Annotated in this window: 17 protein-coding genes; 5 read left to right on the top strand and 12 right to left on the bottom strand. The window is 61.4% G+C overall.

All coding sequences use genetic code 11. The features are described 5' to 3' along the window. Nucleotides 1-104: 104 nt before the first annotated feature. The 8 genes from LIY45_RS19005 to puuE all read right to left on the bottom strand — a co-directional run bounded on the left by LIY45_RS19005 (nt 105) and on the right by puuE (nt 7380). Nucleotides 105-890, bottom strand: coding sequence for an outer membrane protein OmpK (locus LIY45_RS19005; RefSeq protein WP_017479980.1), 786 nt, complete (start codon nt 888-890; stop codon nt 105-107). Beyond that, entirely contained in the window at nt 887-1282 is a 396-nt protein-coding gene (locus tag LIY45_RS19000) for a hypothetical protein (RefSeq protein WP_152416422.1), read from the bottom strand. Before LIY45_RS19000 ends, LIY45_RS19005 begins: the two co-directional genes overlap by 4 nt. Before the next feature lie 43 nt (nt 1283-1325). Then, nucleotides 1326-2678 (bottom strand): nucleobase:cation symporter-2 family protein, encoded by a 1353-nt coding sequence (locus LIY45_RS18995; RefSeq protein ID WP_226477225.1) that lies wholly within the window; start codon nt 2676-2678, stop codon nt 1326-1328. A gap of 191 nt (nt 2679-2869) precedes the next feature. Further along, nucleotides 2870-4171, bottom strand: a complete 1302-nt coding sequence (locus LIY45_RS18990; protein WP_026078287.1) for a urate hydroxylase PuuD — start codon at nt 4169-4171, stop codon at nt 2870-2872. A gap of 50 nt (nt 4172-4221) precedes the next feature. Continuing rightward, nucleotides 4222-4725 carry an ureidoglycolate lyase gene (locus LIY45_RS18985; RefSeq protein ID WP_017479983.1) on the bottom strand — a complete coding sequence of 168 codons (504 nt, stop codon included), beginning with the start codon at nt 4723-4725 and terminating at the stop codon, nt 4222-4224. A 140-nt stretch (nt 4726-4865) separates the two neighbouring features. Next, a complete protein-coding gene (gene alc / locus LIY45_RS18980) occupies nt 4866-5861 on the bottom strand; it encodes an allantoicase (protein WP_003209112.1) in 996 nt (331 codons plus the stop codon). 80 nt (nt 5862-5941) lie between these two features. Next, entirely contained in the window at nt 5942-6457 is a 516-nt protein-coding gene (gene uraD / locus LIY45_RS18975) for a 2-oxo-4-hydroxy-4-carboxy-5-ureidoimidazoline decarboxylase (RefSeq protein ID WP_226477224.1), read from the bottom strand. Continuing rightward, nucleotides 6454-7380, bottom strand: a complete 927-nt coding sequence (gene puuE / locus LIY45_RS18970) for an allantoinase PuuE (RefSeq protein WP_226477223.1) — start codon at nt 7378-7380, stop codon at nt 6454-6456. Before puuE ends, uraD begins: the two co-directional genes overlap by 4 nt. Before the next feature lie 460 nt (nt 7381-7840). Between puuE and uraH the strand changes: the two genes are divergently transcribed. Then, entirely contained in the window at nt 7841-8194 is a 354-nt protein-coding gene (gene uraH, locus LIY45_RS18965) for a hydroxyisourate hydrolase (protein ID WP_226477222.1), read from the top strand. A gap of 159 nt (nt 8195-8353) precedes the next feature. Then, nucleotides 8354-13534 carry a DUF6543 domain-containing protein gene (locus tag LIY45_RS18960; RefSeq protein ID WP_226477221.1) on the top strand — a complete coding sequence of 1727 codons (5181 nt, stop codon included), beginning with the start codon at nt 8354-8356 and terminating at the stop codon, nt 13532-13534. On the opposite strand, the gene LIY45_RS18955 is transcribed toward LIY45_RS18960, so the two are convergent. The 3 genes from LIY45_RS18955 to LIY45_RS18945 all read right to left on the bottom strand — a co-directional run bounded on the left by LIY45_RS18955 (nt 13531) and on the right by LIY45_RS18945 (nt 16204). Next, nucleotides 13531-14157: a LysE family translocator gene (locus tag LIY45_RS18955; protein ID WP_017479988.1), complete on the bottom strand. Its 627-nt coding sequence runs from the start codon at nt 14155-14157 to the stop codon at nt 13531-13533. The genes LIY45_RS18960 and LIY45_RS18955 overlap by 4 nt on opposite strands. A gap of 63 nt (nt 14158-14220) precedes the next feature. After that, entirely contained in the window at nt 14221-15552 is a 1332-nt protein-coding gene (locus LIY45_RS18950) for an NCS2 family permease (protein ID WP_226477241.1), read from the bottom strand. Nucleotides 15553-15769: 217 nt separating this feature from the next. Next, the gene (locus LIY45_RS18945; protein ID WP_226477220.1) at nt 15770-16204 is read right to left on the bottom strand and encodes a MarR family transcriptional regulator; all 435 of its coding nucleotides are present in this window, start codon (nt 16202-16204) and stop codon (nt 15770-15772) included. Between the two features lie 82 nt (nt 16205-16286). Here LIY45_RS18945 and LIY45_RS18940 point away from each other — a divergent pair, with 82 nt between their 5' ends. Continuing rightward, a complete protein-coding gene (locus LIY45_RS18940) occupies nt 16287-17453 on the top strand; it encodes a PLP-dependent aminotransferase family protein (RefSeq protein ID WP_226477219.1) in 1167 nt (388 codons plus the stop codon). Nucleotides 17454-17463: 10 nt separating this feature from the next. Further along, nucleotides 17464-18066 carry a glutathione S-transferase family protein gene (locus tag LIY45_RS18935; protein WP_017479992.1) on the top strand — a complete coding sequence of 201 codons (603 nt, stop codon included), beginning with the start codon at nt 17464-17466 and terminating at the stop codon, nt 18064-18066. A 109-nt stretch (nt 18067-18175) separates the two neighbouring features. On the opposite strand, the gene LIY45_RS18930 is transcribed toward LIY45_RS18935, so the two are convergent. After that, a complete protein-coding gene (locus LIY45_RS18930; protein WP_226477218.1) occupies nt 18176-19072 on the bottom strand; it encodes a LysR family transcriptional regulator in 897 nt (298 codons plus the stop codon). 131 nt (nt 19073-19203) lie between these two features. On the opposite strand from LIY45_RS18930, the gene LIY45_RS18925 reads away from it, so the two are divergent. Continuing rightward, nucleotides 19204-20496, top strand: coding sequence for a citrate:proton symporter (locus tag LIY45_RS18925; RefSeq protein WP_003213142.1), 1293 nt, complete (start codon nt 19204-19206; stop codon nt 20494-20496).

Below are 20496 nucleotides of genomic sequence, written 5' to 3'. Positions count from 1 at the left end.
CGAATACGCAGTGTCAGTCAGCAAAGTAAGTCACTGACCCACCGTATTCGCGAGCAAGCCCGCTCCCACATAAACCCTATTCCACAGGGGATAGGCGGTGTTGGTTAGAAGTGGTACTTCACCAACAAACTCGCCGTGTCCTGATTGGTCTCGAACGCGCCGCTGTCCTGGATCCCGTACTTGTTCTTCCAGTAGTCGTATTCGATACCGACATACAACTGCTTCTCGCCCCAATGCAGCGCCTTGCCCAGGTCATATTTGATCTGCGGGTTGAAGTGCAGGTTGGCGTGGTAAGTGCCACGGGCGTTCTTGTCGTTATCCACGACCCAGTCCATAAAGCCGTCGATCAGCACATTGGAGTTGCCCACCGGGATCGTGTACGACCACACCGGCGTGATCTGCCACACACCATCACCCGGGCGATTGCCTTCGGTCTGGCGCTGGTAGAAGTTCAGCTGGAAGTAGTCGAAACCAGGGATTGCCAAGTCGAAGCCCGGGCCGAGCAAGTACGACTCGTTGTCGCCTTCGCCGAACTCGTAAGTGAACGCCAGCAACACGTCCTTGATCGGACCGAACGACAAGTCTTTGTCGAAGATCTTGCCGAACGACAAGCGTGGGCTGAACTCACCGTAGTAAGTACTTGGGCCGACATTGCCGTCTTCCTTGCCGTTGTAAAAGATGCGGTCGACGAAGAAGAAGTTGTCGCCGTACTTCCACGCATCGGCGTGTTCGAAGGTCACGGTTTGCTGGATCTGCGGGTTAACAGTGAAGTTCTTGCCCCACAGATAAGTCAGGCTGTTGTTCTGCCACTGCAGCAGATCACCGGCCATGGCCTGGCCCCCGGCCAGCAGGGATCCTGCCAGCATCAGGCTGTTCACGGTACGTTTCATTCGGTTGCTCCCGAGGTAAAGGTTTCTGGTTTTTTTTCTAAGCGGACGCTCTGGTGTGGCGTCTTTTTGCTTGCCGCAAAAATCGTCTGTTCGGTCAGCTTTAATGCTTTTAGCAAGAGCTGCGCCAAGGTGTTTAAAAAGCCAAAAAATCCCCGTCGGCTGTGATGAACACAGTCGAATTCGGAGAGTTTTTGCACACGTTGGCTGCGGACTTGGGGCCCGGATAAGTTGGCCTTGCAGTCAGCTTTTACATTCGCTGTTTTTTTTTGAGTCGATTTGAGCGGGCGCCGAGAATACTGACTCCGAGGCTGGTGCTCAAGTGCGCTGTTACAGCGCGCGCGGGGCGAGAATGGGGCACGGCGCGTGGCCGGCCCCGGGTGAATGGCGTGCATGCTGTGTTCCCTGATCGTTATTGTTTTTGTTGTGACGCAGGAATCAATGTGGGTGTGCGTGAGCGCTTGCGGCAGCGCGTTCGGCGCCGCCCAGAATGTTGAATAACAGGTTCAGCGACAGCGCGCTGAGGGTGGCCATGGCGATGCCGCTGTGAGTGATCGGGCTCATCCACAGCGGCAACTGTGCAAAGAACTCGGGACGTACGACCGGGATCAAACCCATGCCGATACTCACCGCCACCAGCAACTGGTTACGGCGGTCGGCGATGTCGGCTTCCTGGAGGATCTTGATCCCGGTGGCCGCCACCATGCCGAACATGGCAATCGCTGCGCCGCCCAGCACTGCGGGTGGAATCGACGCTACCAGGAACGCGGCCTTGGGCAGCAGGCTCAGCACAATCAGAAACGCCCCGGCCACGATCGTCACCGAACGGCAGCGCACACCGGTCATCTGCACCAGGCCGATGTTTTGCGCGAACGAGGAGTGGGTAAAGGTGTTGAAGAACCCGGCAAAAAACGACGCGCCGGCATCACACAACAGGCCGCGACGCAGCATCTTCGGCGTGACGTCCTGGCCGGTGATCTTGCCCAGGGCGAGGAACATCCCGGTGGACTCGACGAAGATAATCACCACCACCAGGCACATCGACAGAATGGGCGCCAACTCGAACTTCGGCATGCCGAAATGCAGCGGCGTCACCACTTGCACCCACGGTGCCTGGGCCAGGCCGCTGAGGTCGACCATGCCGATCATCCCGCACAGTCCATAGCCCAGAGCCATGCCGATCAGCACCGAGATATTCACCCAGAAGCCGCGCATGAAACGGTTGATCAGCAGGATAGTGGCCAGCACCAGCGCGGCAATCGCCAGGTAAATCGGCGAGCCAAAGGTGGAGGCCGCCGCGCCACCGCCGGCCCAATTGACCGCGACGGGAAACAGCGAGAGGCCAATGGCGGTGATCACAGTGCCGGTCACCAGCGGCGGAAAGAAGCGTACGACCTTGGACATGAACGGCGCGATCAGGATGCCGAAAAAGCCGGCGGCGATGGTCGCACCGAAGATCCCTTGCAGGCCGATGCCGGGCATGCCTGCCATGGCGACCATGCTGCCGACTGCGGCGAAACTGGCGCCCATCATCACGGGCATGCGAATGCCCACCGGGCCGATGCCGAATGACTGGACCATGGTTGCGATGCCCGCCACCAGCAGGTCGGCGTTGATCAGGAAGGCGATTTCTTCACGGCTCAGGCCTGCCGCCTGGCCGATGATCAAAGGCACGGCGACGGCGCCGCCGTACATCAGCAAGACGTGTTGCAGGCCCACCAGAATCAGTTGCAAGAGGGGAAGCCGCACCATGGCGGGCGCGGCAAGAGTCTGCGTTTCTAGCTGGGACATGCAACACCTCGGATCTTTTTTATTTTTGTTGTTTCAGCAATCTGTGTGGCAAAAGCGCTTGTTGTGGCGAGGGAGCTTGCTGTGGCGAGGGAGCTTGCTCCCGCTGGGCTGCGTAGCGGCCCCAAAAAAGCGGGAGCGCTGCGCACTCCAGCGGGAGCAAGCTCCCTCGCCACATGGGATCTCATCCCGACTTAATTGGTACGCGCCCCCTGAGTGATCCAGGTGCCAATCAAGTCCCGTTCCTGCTGGGTCATCTGGGTGATATTGCCCAGTGGCATGATCTGGCTGGCCACGGCCTGCGCCTGGATCCGTGGCGCCATCTGCTGGATCTGCTGCGGCGTATCAAACATCACCCCGGCCGGTGCGGCGCTGAACAGTGGGCTGGTGGGCTTGGCCGAATGGCATACCGCACAGCGCTCCTGAATCACCCCGTGGACCTTGTCAAAATCAACCGATGCCTGGGCCGGTGCTGCTTCGGCGGGCGCCGGTGCAGGGGCTGTTGGCGCCGCCGGTTTAAGCCCGCCACCCAGCGCCGTTTCCGGCAGTGGCTGGTACTCGATGGCCGCGGGTGCCTTGGCCACTTCCGGTGCAGTTGCCACTGGTTTTGGACCGGTCACGTAGGCCAGGCAAATCATCGCCAGCGCGCCCACCGGCAAGGTCCAGGCATATTTCTGGCTGTTGTGACGGGTGTTGAAGTAGTGACGCACCAACACCGCCGCCACCGCGATACCCGCCAGGATCAGCCAGTTGTATTGGCTGCCGTAGGTGCTCGGGAAGTGGTTGCTGATCATGATGAACAGCACCGGCAAGGTGAAGTAGTTGTTGTGGCGCGAACGCAGCAAACCCTTGGCCGGCAATGCCGGGTCGGGCGTGCGGTTTTCCGCAATCGCCGCCACCAGCGCACGCTGGGCCGGCATGATGATGCGGAACACGTTGCCCACCATGATGGTGCCGATCACGGCGCCCACATGCAGGTACGCACCACGGCCACTGAACACTTTGCTGAAGCCGTACGCGGCGCCGATCAACAGCACGAACAGGATCAGGCCGAGCAGGGCAGGGCGTTTGCCCAGTGCCGAGTCGCAGAGAAAGGAGTAGATGAACCAGCCGGCCAGCAGCGAGCCCAGGCCCAGCAACACACCTTCCGGACCACTGAGGCTGCTGCCCGGGGCCAGCAGGTACAAGGTCGGGTTGGCATAGAACACCACGCACAGCAGCGCGATGCCGGACATCCAGGTGAAATAGGCTTCCCATTTGAACCAGTGCAGGTTGTCCGGCATGGTCGGTGGGGCCAGTTTGTATTTTTCCAGGTGGTAGATACCGCCACCGTGGATCGCCCACAAGTCACCGGCGAGGCCGTCCTTGGGGTTCACGCGATTGAGGTTGTTTTCCAGCCAGACGAAGTAGAACGAAGCGCCGATCCAGGCGACGCCAGTGATCATGTGAACCCAGCGCACGCTCAGGTTCAGCCATTCCATCAAATGTGCTTCCACAGTCTTTACCTCTCGCCTGTCACTCTGTCGTCGAGTGATCAGACCTTCTCTTATTGGTGGGGGGCGAGGATCAACCGCTCATCCTCTTTGAAAAAATGCTCATCGCAGTTATTGCCTGTGCCACTGCGATCAACCACCAGGAAGTCATCCCGCTTTTCGATCGTCAGCACCGGGTGGTGCCAGACGCCGCGATGGTAATTAATGCCCTGCCTGCCGTTGGTAACGAAGGCGCGGACCAAGCCCGATACAGGTTCATCGCCAAGTGGCGCGACCACGATCAGAAAGGGGTTGCCGAGCAGCGGGATGAAAGCCTGGCTGCCCAGCGGGTGTCGTTCCAGCATGCACACGGTCAGCGGCATGTCCTGCGCGTCGGCGCGGAAGATGCTGATGATCGCGTTATCTTCTGGCGTGGCGGTTTGCACCGTCGCCAGTTTATGAAAGCGCATGGTCGACCCGTTGTTGATCATGAAGTGATCGCTGCCATCGGTTTCGATAACGTCTCCGAAAGGGGCGAAGGCTTCTTTGGTCAGGGGTTCGATCATCAGTGTGCGCATGGCTGTCTTCTTATCCGGATTCTGTGTTGTTTGCTTTTGTGGCGAGGGAGCTTGCTCCCGCTGGACTGCGTAGCCGTCCCATTTCCTGGGGCCGCTTCGCGACCCAACGGGAGCAAGCTCCCTCGCCACAGGTTCACCGCTTACTTCGAGACCTTGCCCAAAACCCGCAGGCGGCTCACACCACCATCCGGGAATACATTCAAACGAATGTGAGTGATCGGCCCCAGCGCCTTGATCTGCTCGGCAAACGTGTGTTCAGCGTGCATTTCCAGTTTCTGCGCCGGCAGCAGTTCGCGCCAGAACAGCGATTGGGTTTCGATCTGGCTGTCGGTGCCGCCCTTCACGAATGCGCCCTGGATCGAGCAGGTGTCCGGGTAGTTGCCCTTGAAGTGCAGGGTGTCGACCACGATCTTCTCGATCTCGCCCGGGTGGCCCAGTGCGACGATCACCCAGTCATTGCCCGGCGTACGACGACGTGCGGTTTCCCAGCCATCGCCCATGTTGATGCCACGGCCCGGGTTGAGGATATTGCTCATGCGCCCGAAGTGTTCATCGGAACAGGCCAGTGCACGGCCGCCGTTCAATGCAGCAGCCAGGTCCACCTGTTCGTTGTCGCCCACCGCCGACCAGTCGCGGAACGGAATGCCGTACACACGCAGGCGGGCCACACCACCGTCCGGGTAGATGTTGAAACGCAGGTGGCTGAAGGCCTGGTCGTTGTTGATCTCGTGGAAGTGATGGCTGTTGCCTTGCAGCTCCACCGCCGACAGCACTTCAACCCACTGGGTGTTGTCATCCGGCTCGCCTGACGCCAGGAAGCAGGCTTCCAGGGACGCCGATGGCGGGAAGTTGCCGGTGAAGAATGAAGTGTCGATGTCCACGCCTTTGATCGAACCCGGTACGCCCAGGCGAATCACGGCGCTGTCGTAGCCTTCGAAGCGCTTGCGGCGCGACTCCCAGCCGTCCATCCACTTGCCGTTGTCATCGAAAACGCCCTCCTTCCACACGGCCGGGGTCGGCTGGAACAGGCGGTTGGCGTCGGCGAACCAGTCATCGGTGACAGAGATGATCTTGGTGCCCAGGCGGGCGTCGGCCAGGTTGACGAACTTCTCGAAAGGTACGGGTTGCGCTTTCATTCTTCTTGTCTGCCTTAAAGTAAGTGGCTTGGGATGCTCGCCAGGCCCTGGGCGTTCATGAACCGCTCGGGCCAGGTCTGCTAAAGGGTCAGTAATCGGAACAACGCGATTTTATTGATCTCGGCCAGCGCGCATTTGAACTCGGCTTCCACCGAGTGGTGAATGCGCGTTTCAAACGCAGCGAGGATCTGGTGCCGGTTGCTGCCTTTTACCGCCATGATGAAGGGAAACTTGAACTTGGCCTTGTAGCCATCGTTCAGCTCGGTGAAGCGAGAAAACTCTTCGGCCGTGCATTGGTGAATACCGGCGCCAGCCTGTTCATTAGTGCTGGCTTCGGTCAACTGGCCCTGGACGGCCGCTTTGCCCGCCAGGTCCGGGTGAGCGTTGATCAGGGCCAGTTGGCTTGCGTGATCGGCGCTCAACAGGATGTCGCTCATGCGCTGGTGCAGGGTTTCGATCTCGTCGATCGAAGCGTCCTGGCCCAGGTCGAAGGCCTTTTCGGCCACCCATGGCGAATGTTCGTAGATGTCGGCGAAGGCTTTGACGAACGCGTCGCGGCTCAGGGTCGAGGGTTTCAAGGTCTGGAACGCAGTCATTTGGCGGCTCCCTGGAAAGGGTGCACGTCATGCCAGTGACGGGCAATGTCGACGCGGCGGGCGAACCACACCTGGTCATGGCCCTTGGCGTATTCGATAAAGCGCTTGAGGGCGGCCAGGCGCGCCGGGCGGCCGATCAGGCGGCAGTGCAAGCCGATGGAGAGCATCTTCGGTGCCTCGCTGCCTTCGGCATACAGCACGTCGAAGGCGTCTTTGAGGTATTCGAAAAAGTCGTCGCCCTTGTTGAAACCCTGGACCTGGGTGAAGCGCATGTCGTTGGTGTCCAGGGTGTAGGGGATCACCAGGTGCGGCTTGCCGGTCGGGTTGTTGGGTTCCCAGTAGGGCAGGTCGTCGTCGTAGGTGTCGCAGTCGTAGAGGAAACCGCCTTCCTCCATCACCAGCCGCCGGGTGTTGGGGCCGGTGCGCCCGGTGTACCAGCCCAGTGGGCGCTCGCCGGTGAGTTCGGTGAGGATGCGGATCGCTTCGAGCATGTGCTCGCGTTCCTGGGCCTCGTCCATGTATTGGTAGTCGATCCAGCGGTAGCCGTGGCTGCAGATCTCGTGGCCGGCGGCGACCATCGCGCGGATCACGTCCGGGTGGCGCTGGGCGGCCATGGCCACGGCGAAGATGGTCAGCGGGATATCGAATTCCTTGAACAACTTGAGGATGCGCCACACGCCGGCCCGGCTGCCGTATTCGTACAGCGACTCCATGCTCATGTTGCGCTCGCCTTGCAGCGGTTGCGCCGAGACCATTTCCGAGAGGAAGGCTTCCGACTCTTTGTCGCCGTGCAGGATGTTGCGCTCGCCACCTTCTTCGTAGTTGAGTACGAACGACAGGGCGATACGGGCCTTGCCTGGCCAGTGTGGGTGAGGAGGGTTACTGCCGTAACCGATCAGGTCGCGTGGGTAGTCAGCGCTCACTGCAGTCTTCCTTCTTGTTCGTGGTAGCGGTGTGTGTGGCGGCCGGGCAGCGGAAAGACTGGGTGGCGTCACAACGATGGCTGATTGTATACAACTTAGTGCGCACTTTGTAAGCCTGTATTTCTGCATTTTTTCCGCAGGGTCTTCGCAGAATAGCACTGCAAGAAACCTGCCTGACTGGTCAGCTAAATTGAAAAAAACCTCATTCACTGTAGGAGCGAGCTTGCTCGCGAAAAACCTGAGAATGCCTCGGTAACCCTGAAGCGCTGCGTTCTCGTTGACGATCTTCGCGAGCAAGCTTGCTCCTACAGAATCGATGTCAGCAACGGAAAGCAGGCTTGTTGAATTTATTGTGTACAATTTTTTTGAAAAGTGTCTTAATCAGCCATCGCCGGCTTTTTCAGTGACCTGAAAAGGTGCGGTCTTTCACTTTACCGACTTCGGGAGGCGCGTAGACGCTATGGGACGTTTGACCACACACGTATTGGACGCCGCGCATGGCTGCCCCGGCAGCGCGATCAAGGTTGAGTTGTACCGTGTCGAGGGTGCACAGCTTGAGCTGGTGGCGAGCACCCTGACCAACAACGATGGCCGCTGCGATGCCCCCCTGCTGCAAGGCGATGACTACCGCAGCGGTGTCTATCAGTTGCAGTTCAGCGCCGGTGATTATTACCGCACTCGCGGTGTGCAACTGCCCGAACCTGCGTTTCTCGATGTGGTAGTGCTGCGCTTCGGCATCAGTGCCGAACAGGATCACTACCACGTGCCTCTGCTGATTTCGCCTTACAGCTACTCCACCTATCGCGGTAGCTGAGTCGTCACCGCGCTTCACACCCCCAAAGCTCTTCGTTGGTTTCGCCCGCTCACACTGCGGGCTTTTTTTCGTCTGCCGGTTGAGGTCCGGTAACTATGTATAGCCTGCGGGGTCCGGCGCCTGCTTACCCTCGGTGTTTCATTTGGAGCCGTTGGCGACATGACTACCGAACAAGACGATGCCGACACCCTGGACCAGCCAGCGCAGATTCGCCAGCGCCTGACTCGGCGCCTCGACGCCAGCGCCCAGCCCAGCCGGTTCATCAATGAGCTGCATGCCGCCGAGGTGCGTTGCCGCGACGCGACCAGACAGTTGCGCCGCCTGCTGGAACCGGCGCCGGGCATTTATCGCCTGGTGCGCAAGGCTTTGCGTGAAGCCTTTTTCCTTGACCCCGACACGCTGTTGTTCAGCGAGCCGTCGACGCCTGGCGGGTCGCCAGTGGTGGACAGCCTGACTGACCGGGCGCTGGGCTTGCTGGACAATCCGCTGTTCCCGATCAACATCAATCGCTACACCCGCCTCAGCATGAGCACTGATGCCAGTTTCAAAGTGGCTTTCACCGCCAGTGACGCGCTGCATAAGGTCAATGCCTTGGGGTTGCCCGCACAGATCAACTCGGCGATCGCCGACTACTGGCAGGGGTTGGCGTTTGGCAGCGCGGTGTCGCGCGAGGAGCGTTGGGTGCAGGTGCACAGCGACTTCTTCGCCGAGCGGGCGTTTCTGGCCCATGCCCTGTACGACTTGTCGGACCATGGTTTTGCCATGGCGCTGGGCATCCTGGACGCGCCCACCCCGCAGGCGCGTGAGCAGGCGGGTGGCGCGTGGGGGCGCTTGCAGGTCTGCGAGCTGGTGTGGCCAACAGGTGAAGGGCACGGGGTGCCGTTCAGCGGCGCACTGCATATCTACCGCGAGGGCGATGAGCGAACCAGGCGCCAGGTGGTCTACCTGCCGGGCTCGGACAAGGTCTTTCATGAATTCGCCAGCCTGGCGCAGATGCAACTGAAATTGCCCGAACGGGTCCACGGCCCTGAGCGCGCCGCCCTCTGGCAGCGCCTGCCCCTGGCGCGCCGACAGGCGTTGGCGCACGCGTTCACGGTGCGTCGGTCGGCGGCGCTGACGGATGACGCCCTGCGGTTCAGCGCACTGGCGCAACTGAATACCCAGCGGGACAACGAATGGAGCAGCCTGCTGGCGCGGCATGCCCCGTGGGTGATCGATGGGCCGGCAAGCGCCACGTTGAGTGCTGCGCAGCGCCTGAAAATAGTAGAGCGGGGCCGGCGCCCGGCACCCGCCAGCGAACGGCTGAGAGCCGCACTGGACCAACTGCTGGAGTGGGATCGCCGGCGCCGTGGCCAGGAAGTGAGTTGCGCCACACTGAGCCCGGGCCTGGCGATGCGCACCGCCGAGGATCTGGTGCGGCGTCACGAGCAGGGCGCGCTGGCGCTGCTGAACAAGGCTGACCTGAGCGAAAAGTCCCGCCCTTACGACAGCCTCCAGACCCTGCAGGCGCAATGGCATGACCAGGTATCGGCTGTGCACGCGTTGCTCGACGGGCAGGAACATCGTGTGAGCCAGCGCGAGTTCTGGCTGGAAAAGGCCCCGGGGTCGACCCGCCATCGCGCAGCTCAACGCCTCAATGCCCAGCGGTCTGCGCTGGCAAAAGAAGCACAGTTGCAATTCAGCCTGGGGTTGATCAATGGCACCGACCTGGCACTGCTCACCGAGGTGCTCGACCAACCGCTGGACGCTGAGCCGGGCAAGAGCACCACCCGAGTTCTGCAACTGTCCGTCGGCCAGGCCCGGCAGCCGCTCTACCGGTTGACCGGGGCGTTTGTGGTCACCACCGCTGAGGCCCTGGAGGACATGGCTCGACAGCTGCCGGTGGTGCTGCATCTGCCGGGTAAGGACGGCGGCCTGCAAGCGTTCGATTGCCTGGATGAACTGTCGAAAAGCCTCGACCTCAGCCTCAAATGCCCGGACGGTTCGATGCTCTGGCACTGTATCGGGCGTGACCAGCGCCGGGAGGCGCGCGCAGTGATCGCTGCGTTGGGCCAGGCGCCGACGCTGGTGTACTTCGAGGTGCTGGAGAGCAATGTGCTGTCAGAGACCTTCAAGGAGCAGATCAGGCAATTCGCGCGGGTTGAGCGCTGGACGGCCGAGGGAGGGCGGCCCTTCAGCGAGGTGACGGACCAGGCGCTGGCCCGAACCTTGCTGGCTCGCGAATGGGCAGACACGCTGCAACTGCCCCGCAGTATCGCTCGGGCGCAGGCACTGGCCAATGTCAGCGTACTGCGCCTGGCGGTGGCCCAGGCGAAGACGCTGCCGGCCTGGCTGGCGAGTGCATCGCCAGTGTTGCGCAAGCGTTATCAGCGCCAGCAAACGCATTGCCTGGCCAGCGCCATGGTCGTGGAGCAGCAACTGGCAGAGGCGCTGCCGAGCCTGGAGGATTTCGCCCGGCGTACGCTGATCGCGCAACTGATGCAGGATGAGTTGCACCCGCTGCTGGACATCGATACTCCATTCCTGGACATGCCCGACGATGTCAGCACGCACTGGGAGTCTCATCCCCAGCGGCCGGTGGGGGATTCTGGAATCAGGACCGTGGTCAGCAGGACACGCCATACCTACAGCCTGTTGCAGTTGGCGCTGCATAACCTGGACCCCGACGCGCCCTGGACCCGCTGGCGATTGCAGCACAGCCGTTACCTTGAGCCGCTATGGGTGAAGCATTTGCCCCCCAGGCAGTTGATCCAGCTGATCGCCGAGCTGGACCTGGCGGGACAGTATGAGCGGCTGATTGCCCGGGTGTTTTACCCCTCGTCTGCGCAGGTGCCGGCGCGGTTATCCCAGGCCCTGCTTGAGCGGCCGTTGATCCAGCGGGCGCGGCTGGAGCAGTTCAGCGCTGCGCAGCAAGGTCTCAGTGAAGCAGCCCTCAGCCTGTTCTCCACCGCCCTGGCGGCGAGGACGCCTGCCGACCTTGAAAAAAACGGCCATCACATTCGGCTGTGCTGTGCCCATCTGGCAGCGCTGACCCTGGAGCAACCACGCCATATCGGCGGGATGCTGATTATCCAGGATCATCTGTCGGCCAAGACCCTGCTTTACTGGCCTGGCGTGCAGGGTTACCCGGCGCTCACCGAACACGACACGGTGGCAGCGGCCCGGCGGGCGTTGCTGGAAATGGCGGCTGCGCCTGGAAACCTCAAGGTCCTGGCGACAAAAGTCGCGCCGGGTTGGGAGCAGCAAGCCCTCGAGCGTTACCCCGTGACGCTGCGCTCCACCGGCTCGATGCTTGAGCCTGGTGTGTCGTTCATTGTGCGTGGAAATTCATTTTTTCCGTTACCCATCAGGGGGGTGTGGTGGGCAGTGGATGGCATCCGGCGCTGGTTCAGGGTGCGACGCGCACAACCGGCGACGGCGTTATCGGAGGTTGAAAAGGAGATCCGGGAGCAACTGGAAGCCGACCCTGGGCAGTGGCTGGGTATCACCGGCACCAACGGTTGTGACCTGTTGCGCATCCTTGCGCACGGCCAGGTGCTGGGGCTTGAGCGAGCGGTGCGCGCCGTCGCCAACTCGGCCAGGGAGCTGGCGAGCTATCGCGAGTTGCGGTTGGGCGAACAATCCGCGGCACGGGTGCGCGGGCTGTTGTCGTTCATTCCCGGGGTGAGTATCGGGGTCAATCTGTATGAGGTTCTGCTGGCGGCGCGTCGGTTCCATCACAGCGGTGATCCCAGGGATGGCATGGCCATGGGGTTTGCCACCCTGATCTTGATGGCTGATGTGGCGCTCACTGCGATGCCACATGTCAAAGGGGCGCCCAGGATCGGTATGCCGATCCGGCCCCTGTCGATGGTACCGGCGCTGAACCAGATACGTCGCCAGCACCGGCCCATTATTACCCTCGGCTTGCCGCCTGCCCGCAAGGCGCTGAAGGACCTGGAGGCCTATCGCAAGGCGCTTTCGACAGAGGGGGCCGTCAGCTTGCACGGGCCGGTCAACCAGGGCAGCCGCGTCAGGGCCGGCGAGCAGTTTATTGTCGAAGAGGGTCACGTCTACCCGGCTTATCGTCGCCGCAACGAACAGGTGTTACGCATCAAAAACCCAAAAGCCAGCGGCGAGGACGAGCTGTTCCTGACCATCGAGCAGCCCGGTGAATGGCTGTTGGGCGCCGATAATCCGCGCCCGGGAACCAGCACCGGGGTGCGCAGGCCATGGGAAACACCGGTGGGTGGGCCCGGGTGGGTCGCGCCGACGGTTTCTTATACCGAGCGCGTGGCCCGGCAGCCGCCATTGGTTGCCAGTTATTGGCAGGCCTGGGGGCAGCGGTTGGAAGGGCGCCCCGTACAGGAGATTTCTGCGTCACGCCGGCTGTATCGGGTTCAGGGCGATCACGCTTACGACGCCGTCAGGCTGGGGGACCATTATTTTGAGCTGCTGCCCAACGGTTCGAATGTCTCTGAAGGCATCATTTTCATCAGAAATCCCCAGGTGCCCGACGCGAGGCCCGGTCATGATTTATTGCGCAGGCTGTCGTCCGACGTGCACGAACAACCCGTCCCCGCGACGTTTGGCGCCGACCAGTTATGGACGCCTCGCCAGCCGCTGTTCAGCCGCCCGCTGTTTGACTCGGTGAGGGATGCCTTTCCCGGCTTGACACCGGCCAGCAACCGTTTCTTGACCGAGCGTCTTGTGGAGTTGGCGGATTCCGGCCGGTCGATGACGGTGAGTCGAATGCTCAACGTGCGCACGACGCTGGACGACTGGCTGCCGCCGGCACCCCGGGCGGCGGGCAATACCGATGATTTATTGCGCATGCTGCGGCCGGTGGTGCGCAGCGGGCGGGTCAGCGTCAATATCGGTATAGACGGGCTGGTGCCAGGCCTGGAGCGCGTGGATTTCCAGCTGCCGATGCCCCTTGCCCCGTCCATCCTCAATAACACGCGGACGGCGACCGGCCATCTGCGGCCGGTCGCGGCCCAAACCGCGGTCAGGCAAGTGCTCGAAGGGCAGGGGTTTGCTGTTCAGCCACTTTATAAAAGCAGCTCGGCCCAGTTGTTCAACTTTTTTTGCACGCATCCAAAGTCAAACAACCTGTATTACGTGCTGACGCGTTGGGCCGAGTCGCCGAGTATCGCGCTGGGATCGGGGAGCATGTTGCTATTGTCCGACGCCTGGTTTCGCGCGCCTAACCGGTCGGCGATGCGGCACCAGGCAGCCCTGCACCGGCCCATCTTGCAAGCGCTGGATGAGGGCCGGTTGGTCAGAATCATTGCGGGTATACAGCGGGTTGAACGGTCAAATCGCGTCACAGTGTTTTTCGTCAAGCTGTCGGATGTCTAGCGGCTCAACAACGACGCCGCACCCGCGCCGGAGAACAACCCGGCGCTGATCCGGTTGAACCAGCTCTGGCCCTTGCCGCTGCGCAGGTAGCGCGCCGCGCCATGGGCGCCGAGGCCGTAGGCCAGCTTGCACAGCAGGTCGAGCACGGTCCAGGTGGCGATCATGATCAGCAACTGCGGCAAAAAGGCCTGCTGGGCACTGAGAAACTGCGGCAGGAAGGCGGCGAAGAACAGAATGTCCTTCGGGTTGCTGGCGCCCAGCACAAAGGCCCGGCCAAACAGCGCACGAAAACGCGGAGTCGCCGCCACTTGCGGTACGTCGGCACCGTGGGACGGTTGCCGCGATTGCTGCCAGCTCTGCCAGGCGAGATAGAACAGGTACACCGCACCGACGATCTTCAGGGCGCTGAACAGCTGTTCCGAGGCCAGCAACAACGCCCCCAATCCCAGCGCCGAGGCGCTTAGCAGGCAGATCGAGGCAATCACCCCGCCGAGAAATGCCGGATACGAACGGCGCAGGCCGTAGTTCAAACTGTTGCTGATCATCAGCAGGGACAGGGGGCCGGGGATCAGGATCACCACCAGCGCAGCGCCGCTGAACAGCAGCCAGGTTTCCAGACTCATTGCATTCCTCCATTCGTACAAAAGCCCCACCCGACGGGGTGAGGCAGGGGCAAGCGGGTTGGCCTACAGGAACGCGAACTTGGCGATGAAGATCGCGCAAAGCACCCACAGGCTGATGGAAATTTCCTTGTGTTTACCCGTGCCGGCCTTCAGCGCCACGTAGGTGATAAAACCCAATGCGATGCCATCGGCGACGGAAAAGGTCAGAGGCATCATGATCGCCGTGACAATCGCCGGAATGCTGTCGGTGGCGTCGTCCCAATTGATATGGGCCATGCCGCTCATCATCAGCATCGCCACATAGATCAACGCGCCTGCGGTGGCATAGGCCGGAATCATGCCAGCCAACGGAGCAAAAAACATCGCGGCGATAAACAATACGCCAACCGTAACGGCCGTCAGCCCGGTACGGCCACCGGCGGCCACCCCGGCGGCGCTTTCCACGTAACTGGTGACGGGTGGCACGCCAACCATGGCGCCGAACACGCTGGAAGCACTGTCGGCTTTCAGGGCGCGGGAGAGGTTTTCGATCTTGCCGTCGGCATTCACCAAGCCTGCACGCTGGGCGACGCCCATCAAGGTGCCGGCGGTGTCGAACATGTGCACGAACAGGAAGGCGAACACCACGCTGATCATGCTGACGTTGAACACGCCCATCACGTCCATGGCCATCCAGGTCGGTGCCAGGCTTGGCGGGGTGGCCATGATGCCGTGGTATTCCACCAGGCCCAGGCCCCAGCCGGCGAGGGTCACGGCGATGATGCTGATCAGGATCGCGCCGAATACCCGGTGGTAGCTGAGGATCGCAATCAACAGGAAGCAGATGGCCGCGAGCAAGGGGGCGGGTTCATGCAGGGAACCGAGCTTGATCAGGGTGGCCGGGCTTTGCACGATGATGCCGGCGGTTTTCAGGCCGATCACCCCGAGAAACAGCCCGACACCGGCGCCCATCGCGTGGCGCAGGCTCACCGGAATGCTGTTGAGCAGCCACTCGCGAATACGCGAGAGTGTCAGGATCATGAACAACACCCCGGAGACAAATACCGCACCCAGCGCCGTCTCCCAGTTGTAGCCCATGGTGCCGACCACGGTGTAGGTGAAGAACGCGTTCAGGCCCATGCCCGGCGCCAGGCCTACGGGCCAGTTGGCGTAGAGCCCCATCAGCAGGCAACCCAGCGCGGCGGCGATGCAGGTGGCGACAAACGCCGCGCCATGATCAATGCCGGCGTCGGCCATGATGTTGGGGTTGACGAAGATGATGTAGGCCATGGTGATAAAGGTCGTGAGGCCAGCGATCAGCTCGGTCTTCACTGTGGTGCCATGCAAGCGGAGTTTGAACAGGCGTTCCAGCCAGCCATGCTTCGCGGGTGAGAGCTGGGGGGGCGATAGGTCCAGCGGGGCTTCGGATTTGCGGCTTTCCACAGCAAGTACTCCTCAAGAGTTTTATTGTTATTTCCAGCACCGGTCACATGAGTGGGCAGCAGCGCTTTGAGGTACCAGCGGGTTTTATTGACCAATAGGTCAGGAACTCGCACGAAGCGAATTATGCTTTTGTATACAAATAAAGCAAATAATGTTTTGTATTTTGTGTGCGAAAAGGATGAAAGGCAATTCAGGATTGGCCACTGAGTGCCTTGTTTACCGCCAGCCAGCCTTCTACTGCCGTCTCGCCAGCCTCGGCAAACGCCCGTTGCAGCAGCTTCACTTGCTCGCGCCGCAGGGATTGTTCGAAACGCTGACCTTCCTCGGTCAACTCCAGCAAGCGCTTACGCTTGTCGGTCTCGGACGCCACGCTGTTCACCAGGTGCATTTCCTGCAGTTGGCGCAGCGGCATGTTCAACGCCTGTTTGCTCACGCCGAGCAGTTCCAGCAGTTCCTTGACGCTCAACGCCGGGTAGCGCGCGATAAAGAACACAATGCGTTGATGCACCCGGCTCAAGCCGCGACGTTCAAGCATTTCGTCGGCCTTGGCGGTGAATGCCTGGTAGCCGAAGAAGAAGGCTTCCATGGCGGTTTGTTGGCTGGTCTGGTTTTTAAGGTCAAGCATATTGACGTATCTGCCCAAGTCGTCGTAATTTCGGTCAACCAGTTTGACGTATTTCCCTCAGGCTTCGCTACCGGTGACCCTTATGGCCTTTTCAGAACGTGTTTCGCGCCTTAAAAGCTCCTTGATCCGTGAAATCCTCGCGGCAGCGCAAAAACCGCAGGTGATGTCCTTCGCCGGTGGCCTGCCGGCCGAAGTGATGCTGCCCAAGCTGGATTGGACGGACATGCCGCTGAACATCGGCCAGTACGGCATGAGCGAAGGCGAGCCGCAGTTGCGTGAACTGCTGGCGGCCGAGGCGCGGGGGCTGGGTATTGCGTGTGAGGCCAGCCAGGTCATGGTGGTCAGTGGCTCACAGCAAACCCTGGATCTGGCGGCCAAGCTGTACATCGACAAGGGCACCAAAATCCTGCTGGAAGGCCCGACCTACCTGGCGGCGTTGCAGATATTCCAACTGTTCGGCGCTGATTGCCTGACCGTGCAGCTTGAGGCGGACGGTCCGGACCTGAAGGCGCTGCGCAACAGCCTTGAGCAGCACCGTCTGTCCTTCGTCTACTTGATCCCGACCTTCCAGAACCCGTCGGCGGTTCGCTACAGCGAGGCCAAGCGCCAAGCCGTCGCCGCGCTGTTGGACGAGTTCGGCGTGACCCTGGTCGAAGACGAGCCCTACCGCGAACTGACTTTCGACGGCGGCAGCGCGCAACCCATCGTCAGCCGGTTGAAGAAGGCCAGCTGGATCTACACCGGCACCGTGTCCAAGACCCTGTTGCCCGGCCTGCGGGTCGGTTACCTGATCGCCAGCCCCGACCTGTTCCCGCACCTGCTCAAGCTCAAGCAGTCGGCGGACCTGCACACGAACCGCGTCGGCCAGTGGCAGGCGATGCAATGGATCGGCACCGAGAAATACCAGCACCACCTGGTGGAACTGCGCAGTTTCTACCGAGGCCGCCGCGATGCATTCCAGGCTGCACTGGCGCGGCATTTCAGCGACCTGGCCGACTGGCAAATACCCCAGGGCGGATTATTCTTCTGGCTGACCTTGAAACAGCCGCTCGATACCCGCACCTTGTTGGCACCTGCGCTCGACCAGGACATCGCGTTCATGCCCGGTGAGCCGTTCTTTTCCGAGCCGGACAATCATCACGGTCACTTGCGGCTCAATTTCAGCCATATCGACCCGGCGCGCTTGGACGAAGGTCTCAAGCGTCTCGCTGCGGTGGTCCGTCAAGCACAGCACGCGCAAGCGGCATAGGGGAGCCTCCATGTACAAGGTTTACGGCGATTACAAATCGGGCAACTGCTACAAGGTCAAACTCATGCTCAGCCTGTTGGGCATCGACTATGAGTGGATTGATGTCGACATCCTGAAGGGCGACACCCAGACCCCGGAGTTCCTGGCCAAGAACCCCAACGGCAAGATCCCGGTGCTGGAGCTCGAAGACGGCACCTGCCTGTGGGAATCCAACGCAATCCTCAACTTCCTCGCCGACGGCAGCGAGTTCCTGCCCACCGAACCGCGCCTGCGCACCCAAGTGCTGCAGTGGCAGTTTTTCGAGCAGTACAGCCATGAGCCGTACATCGCGGTGGCGCGGTTTATCCAGTTTTACCTGGGGCTGCCGGAAGACCGGCTGGAGGAGTACAAGAAGCTGCACAAGGGCGGTTACAAGGCCCTGAAGGTGATGGAGCGCCAGTTGCAGTTGACGCCGTATCTGGTGGGCGACCAGTTCTCCATTGCCGATGTGGCGCTGTATGCCTACACCCATGTGGCGGATGAAGGTGGTTTTGACCTGGGCGCCTACCCGGGCGTGCAGGCCTGGTTGAAGCGCGTGGCCAGCCATCCAAAGCATGTGCCGATGCTGGGCTGAAATGCGCTCAAAAATGTGGGAGCGGGCTTGCTCGCGAATGCGGTGGATCAGCCAGCCTATGTATGGGCTGACCCACCGCCTTCGCGAGCAAGCCCGCTCCCACATACATTTAGTTTTGCGGTGCGCCAGGTAATTCTTCACTGAGCAGCTCAAAACAGCGCTGCGCCGCCGGGCTCAACGGCTGCCCACTGCGACTGATCAACCCGATCTCCCGGTTCACCCCCGGGTGATCAATCGCAATCCGCTTCAACCCTTCCAGACTGTCCGCCGCCGATTCCGGCAACACACTGATCCCCAAGCCCTGCCGCACCAACGCCAGCACGGTCGACATGTAGTTGGCCTCCATCCCCGCGAGCATCGTCAGGCGCGTCTCGTCGAACAACGCGTCCACCTGTTCCCGCACGCTGCTGTCGCGGCCGGTGAGGATGATCGGCTGGTCGGCCAGTTGCTCCAGGTTCAGCTTGGCATAGTGCGTCAGCGGATGATCCAGCGGCACAAACGCACACAACCGATCATTCAGCACCGGCACAAACGCCAACCCGTGGCTCAGCCTCGCCCGCACACCAATACCGAAATCCACCTCGCCCGCACGCACTTGCGCGTGAATGCGGTGAGCCACCAGGTCATGCAAGCGCACCTCGATCCCGGCAAAACGTTCGCGAAACAGGCGCAGGGCAGGCGGCAATGCGCCGGCGCACACCGAGGGCAGGGCGGCGATGGTCACCACGCCTCGGCGCAAGGCGGCAAGGTCACGGGAGCCGGTAACGATGTTGTCCAGGTCCAGCAACAGCTTCTCCATCGGCCCGCGTGCGTCCAGGCCGGCGGCGGTGATGCTGACGTGGCGCGGGCTGCGGTCGAGCAGGGCAACGCCCAGCCATTCCTCCAGTTGTTGCACCTGCACGGTCAGTGCCGAGGGCGATAGGTGCAGTTCGTTGGCCGCCTTGGTAAAGCTGCCTGTACGGGCAACGGCGAGAAACGCCTGGATATGCTGGATCGAATTTTTCATTTTTATTTTGCTCGAGCGTTTTGTTTTTTCGAATGTGGAGTGCCGAATATTCCAATTTACAAAGCCTAACGCGATTCCAATACTCCAGGGAAAACAATAACCGGCCGAAAACGCCGTTCTGGAGCTACCCCATGCTCGCTACCCTGGGTGTCATCACCATCCTGTGCCTGCTCACTGCCGTCATGAGCAAACGCCTGTCGCCACTGGTGGCCCTGATCGCCTTGCCGATCATCGCCGCACTGCTGGGCGGTTTCGGCCTGCAAACCAGCGCCTTCATCATCACCGGCATCAAGAACGTCGCCCCCGTGGTGGGCATGTTTGTGTTCGCGATCCTGTTCTTCGGAATCATGACCGATGCCGGCATGCTGGATCCAATCATTGATCGCATCCTGCGCACGGTAGGGACGCGTCCTACAAGGATTGTCGTCGGTACCGCGACCCTGGCCCTGCTGGTGCATTTGGATGGCTCCGGCGCGGTGACCTTTCTGGTGACGGTGCCGGCGATGTTGCCGCTGTACACGCGGCTGGGGATTGATAAACGTATCCTCGCCTGCGTGGCGGCGATGGCGGCCGGGGTCAACTTCCTGCCCTGGACCGGCCCGGTGTTGCGCTCTTCGGCGGCGTTGCATGTGCCGGTGGCGGACCTGTTCCAGCCACTGATCCCGGTGCAGATCGTCGGCCTGGTCTTTGTGTTCGCCTGCGCCTGGTGGCTGGGCCACCGTGAAGAAAAACGCCTGGGGCTGGGCGCCGGTTCCAGCGTGGACGCGGTGCCGCAACGGGTGCTCAGCGACGATGATATTGCCCTGCGTCGCCCGCGGTTGTTCTGGGTCAACCTGGTTCTGACCGTACTGGTGATGGTGGTGATGATTGCCGGCTGGGTCGACCCGGTGGTGATGTTCATGCTCGGCACCGTGGTGGCGCTGTGCATCAACTACCCGAACGTCGACGCCCAGCGCGCACGGATCGATGCCCACGCAAAAACCGCCCTGACCATGGCCAGCATCCTGCTCGCCGCTGGTGTGTTCACCGGCATCATGCAAGGCACCGGCATGCTCAAGGCCATCGCCGAAGTGGCGGTGGCGCAGATTCCGGCGGGCCACGGCAAGTTGATCCCGGCGGTGGTGGGTTTCCTGTCGATGCCGTTGAGCATGCTGTTTGACCCCGATTCCTACTATTTCGGCGTGATGCCGGTGATCGCCGAAGTCGGCAAGGCCCTGGGCGTCGACCCGTTGCAAGTGGCCCAGGCCTCGTTGCTGGGCGTGCACACCACCGGCTTCCCGGTCAGCCCGCTGACGCCCGCGACCTTCCTGTTGGTGGGCCTGTGCAAGATCGAATTGGCCGATCACCAGCGCTTCACCATCCCCTTTCTGTTCGCCGCGTCGGTGTTGATGACCCTGACGGCTTTGCTCCTGGGAGTGATTTGA

It is taken from the genome of Pseudomonas sp. MWU16-30323 (assembly GCF_020515595.1).
Lineage (GTDB): Bacteria > Pseudomonadota > Gammaproteobacteria > Pseudomonadales > Pseudomonadaceae > Aquipseudomonas > Aquipseudomonas yamanorum.
The sequence above is the reverse complement of the archived record's forward strand: the minus strand, read 5'-3'. Positions and strand labels throughout refer to the sequence as shown.